Origin of the sequence: Planococcus beijingensis (assembly GCF_016820615.1) — a bacterium.
Taxonomy (GTDB): Bacteria; Bacillota; Bacilli; order Bacillales_A; family Planococcaceae; genus Planococcus; species Planococcus notacanthi.
The window spans coordinates 188,167-204,007 of the sequence record NZ_JADHDZ010000003.1 but is presented as its reverse complement, the minus strand read 5'-3'; the positions used below and the strand labels follow the sequence as shown (position 1 = coordinate 204,007).

At 45.1% G+C, this 15,841-nt stretch carries 19 protein-coding genes and 1 riboswitch; of the genes, 13 read left to right on the top strand and 6 right to left on the bottom strand.

Annotated elements, in window-relative coordinates; all coding sequences use genetic code 11:
• Positions 1 to 240: 240 nt before the first annotated feature.
• From IRE19_RS09615 to IRE19_RS09600, 4 genes are read left to right on the top strand one after another with little or no spacing between them, the layout of a single operon-like run.
• Positions 241 to 522, top strand: a complete 282-nt coding sequence (locus IRE19_RS09615) for a response regulator transcription factor (protein ID WP_225218420.1) — start codon at positions 241 to 243, stop codon at positions 520 to 522.
• 15 nt (positions 523 to 537) lie between these two features.
• Positions 538 to 2,709, top strand: a complete 2,172-nt coding sequence (locus IRE19_RS09610; protein WP_191714747.1) for a peptidase domain-containing ABC transporter — start codon at positions 538 to 540, stop codon at positions 2,707 to 2,709.
• Entirely contained in the window at positions 2,693 to 4,177 is a 1,485-nt protein-coding gene (locus IRE19_RS09605; protein ID WP_238943160.1) for a S8 family serine peptidase, read from the top strand. The genes IRE19_RS09610 and IRE19_RS09605 overlap by 17 nt, the downstream gene beginning before the upstream one ends.
• 14 nt (positions 4,178 to 4,191) lie before the next feature.
• Positions 4,192 to 4,380 carry a hypothetical protein gene (locus tag IRE19_RS09600; protein ID WP_191714748.1) on the top strand — a complete coding sequence of 63 codons (189 nt, stop codon included), beginning with the start codon at positions 4,192 to 4,194 and terminating at the stop codon, positions 4,378 to 4,380.
• A 53-nt stretch (positions 4,381 to 4,433) separates the two neighbouring features.
• Here the strand turns inward: IRE19_RS09600 and IRE19_RS09595 are convergent, their stop codons facing one another.
• Positions 4,434 to 4,607 carry a hypothetical protein gene (locus IRE19_RS09595; RefSeq protein WP_191714749.1) on the bottom strand — a complete coding sequence of 58 codons (174 nt, stop codon included), beginning with the start codon at positions 4,605 to 4,607 and terminating at the stop codon, positions 4,434 to 4,436.
• A 200-nt stretch (positions 4,608 to 4,807) separates the two neighbouring features.
• Here IRE19_RS09595 and IRE19_RS09590 point away from each other — a divergent pair, with 200 nt between their 5' ends.
• From IRE19_RS09590 to IRE19_RS09560, 7 genes are all read left to right on the top strand, one after another.
• A complete protein-coding gene (locus IRE19_RS09590; RefSeq protein WP_191714750.1) occupies positions 4,808 to 5,236 on the top strand; it encodes a hypothetical protein in 429 nt (142 codons plus the stop codon).
• 107 nt (positions 5,237 to 5,343) lie between these two features.
• Positions 5,344 to 6,228: an ABC transporter ATP-binding protein gene (locus IRE19_RS09585; protein ID WP_191715079.1), complete on the top strand. Its 885-nt coding sequence runs from the start codon at positions 5,344 to 5,346 to the stop codon at positions 6,226 to 6,228.
• A gap of 2 nt (positions 6,229 to 6,230) precedes the next feature.
• On the top strand, positions 6,231 to 7,439 hold the full coding sequence (locus tag IRE19_RS09580) for an ABC transporter permease (protein ID WP_203340212.1): 1,209 nt from the start codon (positions 6,231 to 6,233) through the stop codon (positions 7,437 to 7,439).
• A gap of 59 nt (positions 7,440 to 7,498) precedes the next feature.
• Positions 7,499 to 7,673: riboswitch (cobalamin riboswitch) on the top strand.
• Between the two features lie 86 nt (positions 7,674 to 7,759).
• Positions 7,760 to 8,809, top strand: a complete 1,050-nt coding sequence (gene cobT / locus IRE19_RS09575) for a nicotinate-nucleotide--dimethylbenzimidazole phosphoribosyltransferase (protein ID WP_203340211.1) — start codon at positions 7,760 to 7,762, stop codon at positions 8,807 to 8,809.
• 18 nt (positions 8,810 to 8,827) lie between these two features.
• Positions 8,828 to 9,469 carry a 5,6-dimethylbenzimidazole synthase gene (gene bluB / locus IRE19_RS09570; protein ID WP_203340210.1) on the top strand — a complete coding sequence of 214 codons (642 nt, stop codon included), beginning with the start codon at positions 8,828 to 8,830 and terminating at the stop codon, positions 9,467 to 9,469.
• A gap of 158 nt (positions 9,470 to 9,627) precedes the next feature.
• Entirely contained in the window at positions 9,628 to 9,945 is a 318-nt protein-coding gene (locus tag IRE19_RS09565; protein ID WP_203340209.1) for a PadR family transcriptional regulator, read from the top strand.
• On the top strand, positions 9,945 to 10,481 hold the full coding sequence (locus IRE19_RS09560; protein ID WP_203340208.1) for a DUF2812 domain-containing protein: 537 nt from the start codon (positions 9,945 to 9,947) through the stop codon (positions 10,479 to 10,481). Before IRE19_RS09565 ends, IRE19_RS09560 begins: the two co-directional genes overlap by 1 nt.
• 83 nt (positions 10,482 to 10,564) lie before the next feature.
• Here the strand turns inward: IRE19_RS09560 and IRE19_RS09555 are convergent, their stop codons facing one another.
• On the bottom strand, positions 10,565 to 10,873 hold the full coding sequence (locus IRE19_RS09555; RefSeq protein WP_203340207.1) for a monooxygenase: 309 nt from the start codon (positions 10,871 to 10,873) through the stop codon (positions 10,565 to 10,567).
• A 13-nt stretch (positions 10,874 to 10,886) separates the two neighbouring features.
• Complete coding sequence (locus tag IRE19_RS09550; RefSeq protein WP_203340206.1) at positions 10,887 to 11,816, bottom strand: DsbA family protein; 930 nt, start codon at positions 11,814 to 11,816, stop codon at positions 10,887 to 10,889.
• 170 nt (positions 11,817 to 11,986) lie between these two features.
• On the opposite strand from IRE19_RS09550, the gene IRE19_RS09545 reads away from it, so the two are divergent.
• Both IRE19_RS09545 and IRE19_RS09540 read left to right on the top strand, forming a co-directional pair.
• Entirely contained in the window at positions 11,987 to 12,547 is a 561-nt protein-coding gene (locus IRE19_RS09545) for a TetR/AcrR family transcriptional regulator (protein ID WP_203340205.1), read from the top strand.
• Positions 12,548 to 12,573: 26 nt separating this feature from the next.
• On the top strand, positions 12,574 to 13,533 hold the full coding sequence (locus tag IRE19_RS09540; RefSeq protein WP_203340204.1) for a LacI family DNA-binding transcriptional regulator: 960 nt from the start codon (positions 12,574 to 12,576) through the stop codon (positions 13,531 to 13,533).
• A gap of 256 nt (positions 13,534 to 13,789) precedes the next feature.
• Here the strand turns inward: IRE19_RS09540 and IRE19_RS09535 are convergent, their stop codons facing one another.
• The 3 genes from IRE19_RS09535 to IRE19_RS09525 are packed head-to-tail and all read right to left on the bottom strand — an operon-like array spanning position 13,790 to position 15,650.
• Positions 13,790 to 14,152 (bottom strand): winged helix-turn-helix transcriptional regulator, encoded by a 363-nt coding sequence (locus tag IRE19_RS09535; protein ID WP_191714758.1) that lies wholly within the window; start codon positions 14,150 to 14,152, stop codon positions 13,790 to 13,792.
• Complete coding sequence (locus IRE19_RS09530; RefSeq protein WP_203340203.1) at positions 14,124 to 14,984, bottom strand: Cof-type HAD-IIB family hydrolase; 861 nt, start codon at positions 14,982 to 14,984, stop codon at positions 14,124 to 14,126. Before IRE19_RS09530 ends, IRE19_RS09535 begins: the two co-directional genes overlap by 29 nt.
• Positions 14,985 to 15,029: 45 nt before the next feature.
• Entirely contained in the window at positions 15,030 to 15,650 is a 621-nt protein-coding gene (locus tag IRE19_RS09525; protein ID WP_191714760.1) for a cyclase family protein, read from the bottom strand.
• Between the last annotated feature and the right edge of the window lie 191 nt (positions 15,651 to 15,841).

Genomic DNA, 15,841 nt, shown 5'->3' with positions numbered 1-15,841 from the left:
AAGAATAGAAAAAGCAGTTCAGTCAAGGGGGATCCGTCCATTGCCCTTATCGATTGAACTGCTTTTTATTATTGATTCTTCATAAAAACCATATAAAGGGAATTTGGTTAAAAGGAGCAGGGTTAGACGGCGTTTTTTCACGCCTTACTTACTGTTTTTTTACCTGTTCTATTCACCTTTCCCGATTCTTTATAGTTAACTTAACAAAAAAATTAAGTTACTAATGGAGGGATAAAACGTATGGTGGTCAGGAAATTAAGCACCAGAGAACGTGAAGTTGCTGTCTTAGTCGCTAAAGGGAAAAAAGATGTGGAAATAGCAACTCTGTTATTCATCAGCCGAAGAAGAGTAGGGGAATTGATTTTTAATATTAAAGAAAAGTGGGAGATTACGTCCCGAGTGGAAATCGGGATCGGTGTGTATCATTTCGGTTGGCTGCACTCCCAGGAAGAGCGTTCGATGGAACACGCTGCCCCCATTCCGTTTTACGCAACAGATCATTATAGGGAAGTCCGAATTTAGAAAGGGGAGGGTTGTATGGCTAGTAAAGTACCCTTCATTGAGCAAATGGAACACAGTGAGTGTGGACTGGCGAGCTTGGCTATGGTATTTGCCTTCCATGGGAAATACGTTTCATTGGCCGAATTGCGGGAAAGCTTCGGGGTGCCCAAAGGAGGGACATCGCTGTATCAGTTGATGCTCATCGGAAAGCATTACGACATGAATGTAAAAGGGTTTAAAGTGGAAAAAGAGGCTTTTAAAGACATGGCACTCCCGGCCATCATCCATTGGGAAAACAAGCATTATGTTGTGTTGGAATCCATTTCTAAAAAGCATATTGTGGTTGTGGATCCGGCTTTGGGCAGAAGAAAAATCCGCCACGAAGAGTTTGATGAAAAATTTACCGGCTTTGTCCTTTGTTTAACTCCAACGGAACGATTTGTGAAAAGCAAAGGGCCTTCGCACATTAAATTCTTTTTATCGTTTGCACTCGGAAAGCCGAAATTGATTTTTCTGATCCTGTTTGGCTCTTTGGTGCTGCAGCTTTTCACTCTGGTGGTGCCATGGATGACCACTTGGATAACGGACAATATCATCGTACCGAAGAATGGGAATGCGATGAGTTCCATCGGAATTGGCCTCTTTGTATTATTCATCAGTTTCCAGATTCTTTCGTGGTTTAGAGGCTTTCTCGTCGCTAAACTTCAGACGACCATCGATCAATCATTGATGGAGACGTTCATCGGGAAGTTATTGACATTGCCGTACAATTTTTTCGAAAATCGTTCGGTCGGTGAATTATTGTTTCGGGCCAATTCCAATGTATACATTAGGCAAATCCTATCCACAAAGGTTATTTCCTTTCTGATAGACGGCATTTTGGTATTCACTTATTTAGCCATCATGTTCCACTATTCTGTCCGGATGACCACAACAGTGCTGCTGATTGGCATTACCGTCTTTACCTTGCTGGTGGCCAGCACAAAAGTTTCGAAAAAGTTATCGGATCAAGATGTATCAGCGCAATCAAAAGTCCAAAGGATCTTATCGGAAAGCATCAATGGCATCAGCGATATTAAAGTGATGGGGCTTGAGAATATGGTGTTCTCTGAATGGAACGGACTTTTCCATGACCAATTGAAAACTGCAGAAAAGCGCTCGATTTGGGTGTCGTCGGTCAACACGGTCGCTTCCTCTGTCCAATTCATCCTGCCGGTTTTTCTTTTATGGTACAGCAGCTCCGCCATTTTGAGCGGTTCAATGACTTTAGGCACTGTACTAGGATTTAATGCTTTGGCGATGGCTTTCATCACACCCATCATTTCTATTGGCAGCGGCTATGGAGAGTTGACTTACCTAGGTTCGTATCTCCAACGCTTATATGATGTCATGCAGGCAAAATCAGAAGTCGCAGATCCGGAAAGCGAAGCATTGAAAATACAAAATTTGGCGTTCAAGGGAGACATTGAATTTGAAAATGTGTTTTTCCGGCATAATCATTTCAGCGAAATGGCTATCAAGGATGTGTCTTTCAAAATAGCGGCTGGAGAGAAAGTGGCTATCGTTGGATCTTCCGGATCCGGAAAAAGTACGATCGTCAAACTGCTTTTGGGCCTCTATTCCCCTACAGCGGGAAAAATCAAATTTGATGGGCGAGAGAGTTCGATGATCAATCTCGCAGCGCTGCGCAAATCCATGGGAGTCGTATTCCAGGAAGCACGGCTCTTCAATAAAACGATAGCTGAAAATATCACTGCCCAAAGAACAGCCATTGAGAAGGAAAGCATCATCAAGGCTGCCAAAAAAGCCAATATCCATAAAGAGATTATGGAGCTTCCATTGAACTTTGATACCACTGTCTCTGAATTTGGCGCAAACTTTTCCGGAGGGCAAAGGCAGCGGTTATTGATCGCGCGGGGGTTAGTCGCAGATCCGCCTATCCTTGTTCTCGATGAAGCGACCAGTGCCTTGGATACCTTATCAGAAAGCATCATCGATAATGAGCTTAACTATATGTCGTGTACGCGTGTTGTTATTGCCCATCGATTAAGCACAGTCCAGAACGCCGATAAAATCATCGTGATGGATGAAGGGCAAATCGTGGAAATCGGCAATCATGAAGAATTAACAAAAGCCAAAGGCTATTACTACAATTTATGCAAAGCACAAACCTTGATAGGAGAGTTGAAAAATGAACGTTCAGCGTAACGCACCAAAAACTTTTTTAGTGATTGCTTCTTTAGCCGTCAGCATGAGCTGCTTAGGGCCGGCTGTACAAGCTTCCGAACCTTCTGCACCATTCAGGCAAGCAGAAGAAAGGGAGTCCTCCATGATTTACTTGTTTCAGGAAGGGACTGATCTGGACGCGGTTGCCGAAGATATTCAGGAAGTTGACGCCAAGGCATCCGTAGCACTGATGAACGAAATTGACACCCTGACCGTCCAAGCTTCCGGGCATGCCCAAAGTGAGGAGATTGTGGAACTTGTCCAGCGTAAATACGGATCACTCGTTGCAGAAAAAGGGGAAGACCAGACGGTTAATGCCGGCGATGTCCAACCGGATGGCGTGCCGCTGATTTCGCCATTGGCACCGATGCTAGTAAGCCGCCAAGCTGCAGCTTCCGCAAATCAGGACCCGGAGAGCGGGGAAAGCTCCGCGTACCAGAAATGGTTATGGGATATTGATTTAGTCACCCGAAACGGGGCAAGCCGGGCCATGCAAAGTGGAAATCACAGCGTGAAAATCGGAATTGTAGATAGCGGCCTGGATTTCAATCATCCGGATTTAAAAGCCAATATTGTGTCGAAAGGCCGCTCTTTTATTGAGGGAGTGGCAGATACGCAGGATTACATGGGACATGGCACGATGGTGGCCGGATCGATTGCTGCCAACGGCCATATAAAAGGAATTGCCCCGGACATCGGAATCGTGCCTTATAAAGTGTTCCACACCGGAAATGCCGATTCCAGCGATGTCATCGAAGCGATCGTAGCCGCAGCGAACGACGACATGGATGTCATCAACTTAAGTTTAGGCGTTTATAAGTCCTTGAAAAACAAGGAGGAAAAAGCTGTGTATGAAGCTTATAAACGGGCATTGAAATATGCAGAAAAAGAAAACAGCTTCGTAGTCGCTTCTTCCGGTACAGAAAATGCAGGATTTGATATTTTTAATGCGAAAAAATTGGCAGTTGCCCGTGGCTTCTCGAAAGATGCCCAACTCCATATGCCTGGAGGATTAGGCCATGCCTATACAGTAGCTGCAACAAACAAAGAGAATGCTTTAACTTTCTACTCCAATTATGGAAAGAACGTCTCAATCGGAGCACCAGGGGGGGACTACGGGCCTCTTGCGGATCAGGGACTTTATGATGTGAGGCATATGACCCTCACCACCTATCCGACTAATCTGGCGCAGTCAGTGACTAGCCAGTACGCCGGGTTTGAAAAAGGTTATGAATTCATGACAGGTACGAGCTTGGCGGCGCCTAAAGTGTCCGCAACCGCCGCCCTGGTAATTGCGGAATACGAAGAAGTACATGGGAAAAAGCCCAAAGTACGTGAAGTTGAAAAAATCTTGGAAAAAGGCGCGGTGAAGGGAGACTCCAAAAAGTTTGGAGCTGGAATTGTGAATGCGCATGATTCACTCCAATTAATCGGCCAGAAGAAAAAATAAAAGGAGGGACCAAGATGAGAAAAAAATTCTTTGGCTTTTTGCCCAAAAAAGAAAGTGCATCAAAAACCAATTATCATGCAGCTGAACTTTCGGAAAAGGAAATGATGGGAGTTGAAGGAGCTTCTAGTGCCTATTTAGAACATTTTTACGAACAGGATAAAGTGAAAGGTGTATTGGATCCCATTTATCAAAAAGCATTTTAAATAAAAGAAGTCATTCAGCAATTAAGCTGAATGACTTCTGATCAATAGAGATATTAGTAACCTTCAGGTTCTCGGTCGAATAACCCGATAATCTCCTTCACATCTACTTTGATGGCAACTTTAGGCGACTCGGTTTGCGGTGCATCAGAGGCTTGAAAAGCAGATGCAGAATCAGTGGCTGTGACAAGAGAAGCAAAAAGTGTAAGGGAAACGAGTAATTTTTTCATGAATGATAATCTCCTTTTTGTTGGATATTTTTTTCTTATATCCATCATAAGGCGGGAAACTGGTTGAAAAAAATTGGTAAAATTCGCTCTTTTATTCTTGATGAAATCTTGGATTTAAACAGGTTTTTTTACCCGAAAACTGTTAAGTAACTGACGCAATGAGCAAAATGCTAAAAAAACTTAAGGAAGGAGGATGCGCAATGGAGATTGCCTTTCCATTTACCATTTACACAGACACGGAAACTGACATGCACTTATCGAACAACAAGCCGCTGATCCACTTGAATACACTGGCCCAAATTTGTTTCCGCGCTTTTTCCCAGGCATCGGGTCTGCCAAAGCCTGAAATTGTCATTCTCGATGATAAAGCTGTAGAAGGGGTTAGCCAGTCGGGTCGATTCGAGATGGATTTTGATCACAATTACTTTAAAAAAGTAGGGGAAATCAGTTCAGAGCTTGCAAAAGAAAAAAGATTTCGATTGGGCCTTTTGTATGAAAAGAATGCCGAAGAAGAACAAGTGATTGAAAGCTACGAAAAGGCGGTTCTTCTGCACGGAGAATTAACAATTGTCCGCGAAAGCAAACAACTGGATTCAAAAGAAACAGCCATTCAATGGATTACAGACTAAGGAGATGATTTCATGAACAAGCTATTGCAATATGGACTCTTAGCGATTGCGGGTGTACTGGTAGTCGTAGTGTATAAAACATTTTTCTAAAGAGAGGAAGATAGATGATGAACCTGACAATAAACGATGTGAACAAGCATTTCGGACCGTATCATGCAGTAAAGAACTTGTCTTTATCAGTAAGCCAAGGCGAAGCCGTGGGACTGCTGGGACGAAACGGCGCAGGAAAAACGACGACGATCCGGATGATTCTCGGGTTATTGCAGCAGGAAAGCGGAAGCATCGAATGGGGAGGAAAGTCATTCTCACGGAAAGAAGTCAAACTGGGCTATTTGCCTGAGGAAAGAGGGCTTTATCCGAAGATGAACATGATGGACCAACTGGTTTATTTTGGCCAATTGGAAGGCATGAGCAAGCGTGCTGCAAAGCAGGAGGCGATGAAATGGATTGAACGATTGGAAATAAGCCAGTATATCAAAAAAGACACAGGAGATTTATCGAAAGGAAACCAGCAAAAAATTCAATTGATCGCTGCGCTTATGCATGATCCGGATTTGATTATTTTGGATGAACCTTTCAGCGGACTTGATCCTGTTAATGCCCAAATGTTGGAGCAGGTGATAGAAAGTCTGATTCAAGAGAAAAAAACCTTAATCTTCTCAAGCCATCGAATGGAGAGCGTTGAATCATTTTGCGATCGGGTCTATTTGATGAAGCAAGGCGAGGTCGTGCTTTCAGGATCCATCTCGGATATCAAGACCCAATACGGATTTAAGTATGTAAATATCGAATCTACCCAGCCCCTGGAAGAATATTTGATGGGCTTGCAAACTGAGTTTATAAAAAAGGGGAAAGAATATCAATTACAGGTAAAAACCATGGATCAAGGGTTATACCTCATCGAAAAAATAAAAAGCTTGGTTCCGATTCGGAAAATCGGCATCGCCGATCCATCATTAAACCAAATCTTTATTGAAAAGGCAGGGGATTGAGATTGAGAAATTTTTATCTGGTCTTTAAACAATCTTTTCGGGAAAGAGTGACTTCGAAGTCCTACCTTACGACAACGTTTGCGTTGATTCTGATTTCCATATTCGCCATTTCATTGCCCAGCATCTTGGAGAATTTTGCGGATCCGAAAGAAGAAATGGTGGTTGTATCCAATGCCGCCGATATAACTGTCTCGGAACTGGAAAAGCAATTGACCGATTGGGAGTGGAAAGAAGGGGCACAACAGCAGATAGAATCTTTGAAAAAAGAAGCGCAGGAAGGAAAAATTGCTGGCTTATACCTAATTGATGACAATGCCAGCAATTATTCTGTGACCTATTTTTCCAAATCGAATGACGTCGCTTTAAATTCGTCTCTGTCCCAGTATCTTCAGGCGAAGAATACGCAAAGAATTGCCGATAGCAACGGTATGTCGGAAGCGGATCAACAGTCCTTGTTCGTTCCGGTTGCCATGGAAAAAGGACAATTCACTTCAGAGAATGAAGTATCGGTGTTTGTGATTTACTTGATGCTGATGTTCATTTTGATGGCAGTTATGATGTATGGCACAACGATTGCAACCGGCGTCGCCTCAGAAAAAGCTTCACGGGTCATGGAAGTAATGGTGACAAAAGTAAACCCGCTGGCGATGATTTTCGGTAAAATATTCGGAATCGCTTTAGCAAGCCTCATGCAGTTCGCCGCTTTCTTTGGATCTGTTGCGTTGTACTTGAAATCAGGGCTTGTGGAACCCGCACAAAGTTTAGGGAATTTTGACTTGAATCTATCGGCGCTGACAGTCGAGCATTGCGTGTACTTCTTCATCTTCTTTTTATTGGGGTATTTATTATATGCTTCTCTATATGCGGTGTTCGGTTCCATGGTCAGCCGTCCTGAAGAACTGAACGGAACGACGATGCCAATTTCTATTCTCTTGATGGTCAGTGCTTTCTCGGGAATCCTTTTTGTCATGGATGACCCTGCATCAACGCTATCCAAGTTCATGGCAACATTTCCGTTTACCTCACCATTCAATATGATTATTCTGATCATGAAAGACGCTGCATCATTTGGGGAAATCGCTCTATCCATCGGCTTGCTGGTGATCACCACCTTTGCATTCGGTTATTTTGCAGCAAAAGTCTATCCGAAAGGCATCCTTCACTTCGGAGAAAATTTGAAACTGCGTCAGCTTATTATGAGGAAGTCATAAATTGCTTCTCTGGTTGTGTTTGCAAAAACGCGCTTTTGCGGTAAGCTAAATGAAAGAATAATTGAATAACCGTAACAGGTGCCCTTCGGGGAGAATAGGGAATGAAGTGAAAATCTTCAGCGGTCCCGCCACTGTAACGGGGAGTTTTACAGATTTGCCACTGGAGATTGGTCCGGGAAGGCCTGTAAAACGGTGATCCGGAGCCAGGAGACCTGCCTGCTTACGTTCTGCTTATAGATCATGGAAAAGTCTTTAGTTTATTTGTTCACGCAAATAAACTGGAGGCTTTTTCTTTTTAATTCAGGAAGGGGAAGAGAAGGATGAATGTATTGCAGCAAACAATGGAGCGTATTCAAGGGTTGGACCAGGAAATGATGGAGAAAGCGCGGGAGCGTGTGGACAGCCTGATCAAGCCGCCGCGCAGTCTTGGCAAGCTGGAAGAGCTCGCTGTGCAATTGGCTGGGATTTCGGGAGAAATGTATCCAGTGTTTGATCGAAAAGCGATTATCGTGATGGCTGCCGACCACGGCGTTTATGAGGAAGGGATTTCTTCCAACCCGCAGGAAGTGACATATGCGCAAACGATGTTCATCGCAAAAGGCATCACCGGAGTCGGGGTGCTGGCAAAAACAGCGGGAGCGGAAGTGGTCACCGTCGATATCGGTGTAAAAGGAGACTTTCCGAATGATGCAGGAGTGATTGACCGGAAAATCAGGCAAGGCGCAGGCAATATTGCGGCAGGACCGGCGATGACGATAGAAGAGGCGATCCGTTCGCTGGAGACGGGGATTTCCATCGCAGAAGCGGAAATCCAAAAAGGCGCCAATCTGTTGGGGACCGGCGAAATGGGCATCGGCAACACCACGCCGAGCACAGCCATTTTATCGGTGCTTGGACACATTCCGGCTGAAGAGATTACCGGCAAAGGTGCAGGCGTCGGCAGTGGAGGAATCTCGCATAAAGCCCAAGTCATTAAGAAAGCCATTGAAACGAACCGGCCGGATAAAGACAATGCCATCGACGTTTTGGCCAAAGTCGGTGGACTGGAAATCGGCGGCATGGCAGGTGTCATGATCGGAGCGGCAGCAAACCGCGTGCCGGTTGTACTGGATGGGTACATCTCCACCATTGCGGCGCTGATAGCGGTGTCGATCGAACCGAAAGTGAAATATTACCTGATTGCTTCGCATGCAAGCGCTGAACCGGGCGGGAAAAAAGCAAGTGAATTGCTGGGCATCCAGCCGGTGCTGCATATGGAGATGTGTTTAGGTGAAGGGTCGGGCGCCGCTTTAGCATTCCCACTTGTAGATGCGGCCTGCCGGATAATGAAAGAAATGGCCACGTTTTCGGAAGTTGGCCTTAAGATTTGATGAAGAGAGGAGAAAAAGATGTTTACTGAAGAAGAAAAAAGAGGTGTATATAAAGCAATTTACACTAGAAGAGATATTCGCAGCTTTTTGCCGACGCCTGTCCCGGAAGAACTGATCACCACTATTCTGGAGGCTGCACACCATGCGCCGTCCGTAGGGTTCATGCAGCCCTGGAATTTCATTGTGGTATCTTCGCCCGAAATGAAAGAAAAGCTGGCCTGGGCCGCAGATAAGGAGCGGCGGGCACTGGCCATTCATTACGAAGGGGAGAAAGAAAACAAGTTTCTTGGATTGAAAGTCGAAGGCATAAAGCAGGCACCCGTAACGATTTGTGTAACTTGTGATCCGACAAGAGGCGGCTCCCATGTCCTGGGGCGCAATTCCATTCCTGAAACAGACGCTTTATCTACGGCCTGTGCCATCCAAAATATGTGGTTGGCTGCCTGTGCAGAAGGCTTAGCGATGGGCTGGGTAAGCTTCTATAAGAAAAACGACGTCCGGGACATCCTGGACATTCCGCCGCATGTCGATCCGATCGCCCTTCTGTCGCTTGGCTATACGCAAGATTATCCCGACAAACCGATTTTGGAAGCAGCGGGATGGGAAAAAAGGCGTTCGTTAGAAAACCTGATTTTTGAGGATATATGGAGTGGGAATTAGAGCTTTTGTAAGTAATGAAACAGCTGATGACAAAAAAGAAAAGCCATTTAAAAAGGAAAAACTTTCTCAAAAGTTTTTCCCTTTTTTATAGACAGTTATATCACTTAATGATATATTACTTTTAGACATATCACAAAGTGATATAAAGGAGTGGGAATATGAAATCATTAGAGCAGCTGACGGATTCCGTTTTTTACATTATGGCCGCTTTCACAACACCAAGGCACGGCTACGCAGTAATGAATATAGTGGAGGAGATAACGGATGGAGCGGTAGTGATCGGACCGGCATCCCTTTATACGATCATTAAAAAACTGACAAATGAAGCGTATATTGAGCTTTACGAAGATGCGGATTCCAGGCGCAAAGTCTATATGCTGACGGCTTTGGGAAGAGAAGTCTTAAAGCAGGATATTGAACGAAGAAAAACGATGGTCCAATTTGCAGAAACAGGATTACAAGGAGGAGAAGCCTGATGAGAAACAAAAAATACATGATGTCCGGTGGATTAGCATTTTCAGAACAAAGTGATTTGAAAAAGTTGCGGGAGAAAGCGGCGCAGGGCTGGAATGTTAAACGCTTTAAATTTATGGGATACCAACTGGAAAAAGGCGCACCGGAAGACGTGATTTTCAGCATCGATTACCGTGATTTTAAAAAAGGCGAAGAAGAGGAATACTTCGAGATGTTTGAAATGGCTGGTTGGAATCATGTCAGTTCAAATGCCGGCATCCATTTGTTTAAAGCCTTGCCGGGCACAAAGCCGATATACAGTGACAAAGAATCGTCTGTCGATAATCTGGTCCGCCAGCAAAAGCCCTTGATTTCCATTTCCATCGTTTGTGTATTAATCACAATCATCAGTTATGTACTGTCCCAAATGGGTCCGGATCTCGTTCAAACTGTTTTTCATGTGCTGTTTCTCAGCTTTGTGGTACTTACTTTCCCGGTATTGATGACCGCGGGTGCCATCACATTTCAGCTATGGAGAGCAAAACGCGTTCACGTATAGAAAAAATGGATGTAAACATAAAAAGAACAGGCAACGCGTATCCAATCGCGTCTCCTGTTCTTTTGAAGTTGGAACTGTATTGTTTACTGATTGACTGGACCTTTATTGATTTCCGTCAGTGCAGAATTGACTTCGAAAATCTTGGCATGGACCGGTGAAATGCCAAACCCGGCTAAGCGCTTGGTGTGCATATCGACGTATTTTTCAGCGGTCTCTTTTGTTTGGAAAAGATATATACCACCGGCTTCCTTTGTTTCCGGGTTTTCAGTCCAAATCTTCCACAGAAAGCCCTCTTCCTCGTTGATGCTTTTCGCCAGTTCTGTAAACGCTTCTGCCATTTCATCTCCGAAAGGGCCGTCCATCTTAAAATCTACTTGAAGAATATATGCCATGGTGTTTTCCTCCTTATTTTGTAGCTGGTGTGAAATACGATTCCCCTAAAATTTCATGGGCCTGATAATGGCCAGGGGCGAGTTCTTTTTCAATAAATGCGTTTATCTCAGCTGGTTCCACATCGTACATCACTTCAATTTCCTTGGAAAACAGCAGTTGTTCTTTTTCCAGCAGCTGAGAAAGTGCAGGTTGCGGCTTGGCTTGCAGTTCTTCCTCATTCAGCACTTGCTTCAAGCCGTTTACATAGGATTCGAACGGCCGACCGCCGACAAGTTTGACGCCTTTGTTGTCTTCATTGACCATGATGATGGAAGGGAATCCTCGGGCGCCCAAGCTTCTGGCCAATGCAAAATCTTCATTCAATGCCTGCTGTCCGGCTGCTTGTTCCGCCTGCTGCACAATGGTTTGACCATCAAGGCCCATCTGATTGACGATGTCGATCATAACGGAAGCCTCTGAAATGTTTTGGTTGAATGCGAAAAGGGCTTCTCTTGCGCGGCGCAGGTATTCATTCGCCTTGGCTTCGCTATGGACATCCTGAATCACTTTAAAGACGCGGGAAGGAGGATAAGACGACTGGACAGGATTGTCGATCATCAATGATCCGTCAATCGGCATTCTTGAATGGTCGCCGACTTCTCTCCAATGGCCTGCGACGTCGGCTGGCTTATAGATGCCATTTGCAGGATCGATGGGCCCGTCATGCCATTTTTCCAGTAAGCCGCCCATAACGGTCTGGAAGTTGAAATGTTCACCGTACTGTTCTGTGAATCGGCGCAACACCGGTTCGATGGCCCAGCAATGGGAACAGATCGGATCTGTTACATAATAAAGCGTAACTGATTTTTGAGGCTTGCTGAAATCAATGAGTCCGGTTTCCTCTTCTTCTGCAACGCCGCAAATGCCTGTTTCGATATCGCACATCAGATTGTTATTTTTCATTTTTATTTCCTCCTCCTGCTAAATTGGGTGTAGCTGAGTGTTTTCGGTTAGCTTATTTGCTTTACAATTCGATCTTAAGCCATAATGAAAGCAATCAACACCAATAGTTCCGGTGATTTGTCGCTTATGCAACACATTCCGGAAATTGTCGGAAAAGGAGTGAAAGCCGAATGGCGCAAACCAAGACGGACCCACGTGTAATCCGGACCCGTAAATTGATTATGGATTCCTTCATCACACTATCAGAAGGAAAAGAGTTTAAGGATATTACGGTAAAAGACATCACAGCCGAAGCCATGATTAACCGCGCGACGTTCTATTACCATTTCGAGGATATATACGATTTATTGGAGAAGGCCTTATCGGAAGTTTTATTAGTGAATCTGGATTCAAACACATACCGGCACGATGAACTGAACGAAGAAACGTTCGTCAAAATCTTCGAGGCGGTCACTAATTTCCAAACCTCCCTCTCGAACCGGTGCCACCGGGGATACGAGGATACCATCGCCCGGATTATACGGGAACAGCTCGAAGTCCTGTTCCATAAACTATTGGTGAAGCAAAAAGGAATCGAGCAAGAAGGAGCCCTTAAAACTACTGCGGTCATGCTCAGTTGGGGAATCTACGGGGCATCGGTGGAATGGAAAAGGAACAGCCAAGCCTCTCCGGAAGAATTCATCAAAGCGGCTGTCCCTTATATCGAGCATGGCATTCATTTTAATAAGTAAGGAATGAAAAGTGGGGAGGCGATGGGATGGCAAGCATCCAGGATATTGCCAGAATAGCAGGCGTTTCTGTTGCGACTGTTTCACGTGTGTTGAATAACCATCCATATGTGACGAAGGAAAAAGTAGAAGCGGTGGAAAAGGCCATTGCAGAAACGGGATATATCCAAAACATCAATGCCATCAATTTGAAAAAAGGCAAAACAAACCTGGTGGGAGTCGTGCTGCCCATCGTGGATCATCCGTATTTTTCGCAATTGATACAAGGGATCTCTCAAGCGGCAGCAAGCCATCACTATAAGCTGGTTCTTTACCAGACCGGTTATCATGAAGGCCAGGAAATGGAAGCGTTGGAGATGTTGAAGCTCAAGCAAATCGACAGCCTGATCATTTGTTCGAGAAAAGTTTCGCTGGAGACCATCGAGCGCTATCGCCAATACGGCACGATCGTGTTATTCGAAAACGGGGGAACCACGCCATTAAGTTATACCTTCGTTGATCATTACGCCTGTTTTATGAATGCACTGGCTTACCTGTATGATAAGGGACATCGGGAAATTGGATTTTCCATCAATCGATCCGATGGCACAAACAGCAGATGCCGTGAACAGGCATACCAAGATTTTCTGAAAATGCAGGGTCTGCCTTATCATGAAGAATACACGGTGAAGGATTGCCTGTACCTGGAAGATGGTGAACGCATATTAGAACGGTTTTCGCAGCTTCAGCGCCGTCCAACAGCTCTGCTGGCAACGAGTGATCAAGTGGCGGCTGGCATTGTGATTGCCAGTTCCAAATACGGCATCTCCATTCCGGAAGATTTGGCGATCATCGGATTCGATAATCACCCGATCGCCAAAGCGATGGACATCACCACGATCGGCATCCCTTTGAATTCCATCGGCCAGCTTCTGTTCGGCCAGACCTTATCAAAAGAGATGTCACACGAAGAAGTTGCCGTCCGCTTGATTGAAAGGCGGACTGTTTGAAGAGCTTTTGTATACGACAAAAAGCAGCGTGATCGTTAAACAGTAATGGCAAAGAGTCTGGTGCAATCATGCCCCGGAAAGGGTTACACTCACAAAAGACATCTCCAACTGCCACAAATCAACGAAAGCTGCTTCTTGTTTTCAGCATACGGTATGATATCGTTCTCAGGTCAAGGAGATTCCTGTAATTCTTTTGAGGATCGCACTCAAATAAATAAGGCGAATCGCATCTTACTTGCGATCCGCCTTTTTTCGTTTACACGTTCTGTTTGCTTTCCACTGTCGTACCTAGATTATGTTCCATATAATCCTTGCCCCATTCATACATCGAGTCAAGAATGGGAATGAGGGTTCTTCCTTGGTCGGTGAGGGAGTATTCCACTTTCGGCGGAACGACCGGATAGATTTCGCGGTGCACAATCAGGTGTTCTTCCAGTTCGCGCAATTGAGTCACCAGCATGCGTTGCGTAATGCCCGGCATCAGGTTTTTCAGTTCGCCGAATCGTTTTGTTCCTTCTTTGCCCAAATGCCACAGGATCAGCATCTTCCACTTGCCGCCGATAATGGAAAGGGTCAGTTCTTTTTCACAATTAAAGCTCTTTTCTCCCAAGTTGGGCATCTTCTTCGCTTCCTTCCTGCGTTGTGCCAGCGTTTGCCGGTTCCAAAATGAATTTGTCGATGGCGTACATTACACCTTCGTCATTGTTCGAGAGGGAAATATAATCCGCCATGTCCTTTACTTCCTGGACGGCATTTCCCATGGCGATGCCGAAACCGGCTGCCTTCAACAGTTCAGCATCGTTGTGGTTGTCGCCGATGCCGATGATTTCTGAACGGTCGATGCCCAACTCGTTCGCCAAGAACAAAAGGGCGCTTCCTTTATTGGCTTCCGGATGTGTCACTTCCAGGTAAGTTCTCTTTGATTTTGCGATATAGGCGGACTCCCCGAATAATAACTGCAATTCCTTTTGCAGGGGATCCAAAACTTCCGGCTCATCGATAAAGAGCAATTTCGTAAATCCTTTTTGAGCCAGCCCGATTAGGTCCGGCTCTATCGTATACGGAACTTGGACGGCATTCGCATAAGCAATCAGCTTGTCCGTTTCTGCAGCACCGTAAAGAATGTCGTCTTGGTAGACTTGCAGGTGAATGTTTTTCTCGCGGGCGATTGTGAGCAGTTTTTCTGCAATGTCAGGGGAGACCGGGCGTTCATACAATGCTTCCGCTTCGCCTGCGATTCTGATCATGGCACCTTGGTAGGTGATCAGCGGGGCATGGATCCCCAACTGTTCGGCAATCAATTTAGCGGATGAAAACATTCTTCCCGTCGCAATCGTTACCACGGTTCCCATTCGGATCGCTTTTTGGATGGTCGCCGCGGTATTCGGTGAAATGGTCAACTCATCCGTGAGCAGCGTACCGTCAAGATCGATTGCTATCATTTTATACATGGGCTCTCTCCTTGAAGTTTCTTTTTATCCTGCTTTCTGAAGCGATTAAAAATTCAGTTCATCAAACAGCAGAACTCGGGCAGGTGAAGCATCCGTACCCGTTAATTTTAATGGCGCCGCCACCATGAAGTATTCGCCTTGCTGGACTTCCTTTAAAGCCAAACCTTCTATGATGATGATGTCATGGGCAAATAAAGTTTTATGCGTCGGATGGCCTTCCTGGCTTCGTTCGATGCCAAGTGCGTCTATTCCAACTCCGCGAATCCCTACTTGGGACAGATAGTCTGCGCCGTCTTCCGCAAGAAAAATGAAATCAAAATTAAAATTTTCGTCAAATGAGTTTTTCGTTTTAAATAGAACAAAGTCATCTTTTTCGAGCTCGAATCTTTCCAGATCCGCTTTTGAAATGCCTTTCTCTGTTGCGGTCAAATCCAAGACTTTGCATTTTCCGACAAGTTTATCCAACGGAATCGATTCAAACGTTTCTCCATCCACAATCATATGAAGCGGAGCATCGATATGGGTCCCGGTATGGACATCCATCTCCAGGCGCGTTTCAGTTACATAGCCGTTTGTCCGCGGGTTTATTTTTGGCTGTTTTTCCGGTTTGTCCTTATAGACGGCCATTCCTTCGTAGATGGTACCTGTTACATCATACATTTTCATTTCTTCCATCCTTTCGTTGCGCACATTATTTTAAGCAGTACGTTCACATTGGCATGTTATTTACATGTCTGTCCAGTGAAAGCTCTTGAGTCCGGAATCATTGCAATAACGAACGGCGGATCGCCCCTGTATCTCGCTGAACAATGAAAATAAGCCTGAGCCGAAATGACTTCAGGCTCAGGCTTATTGGT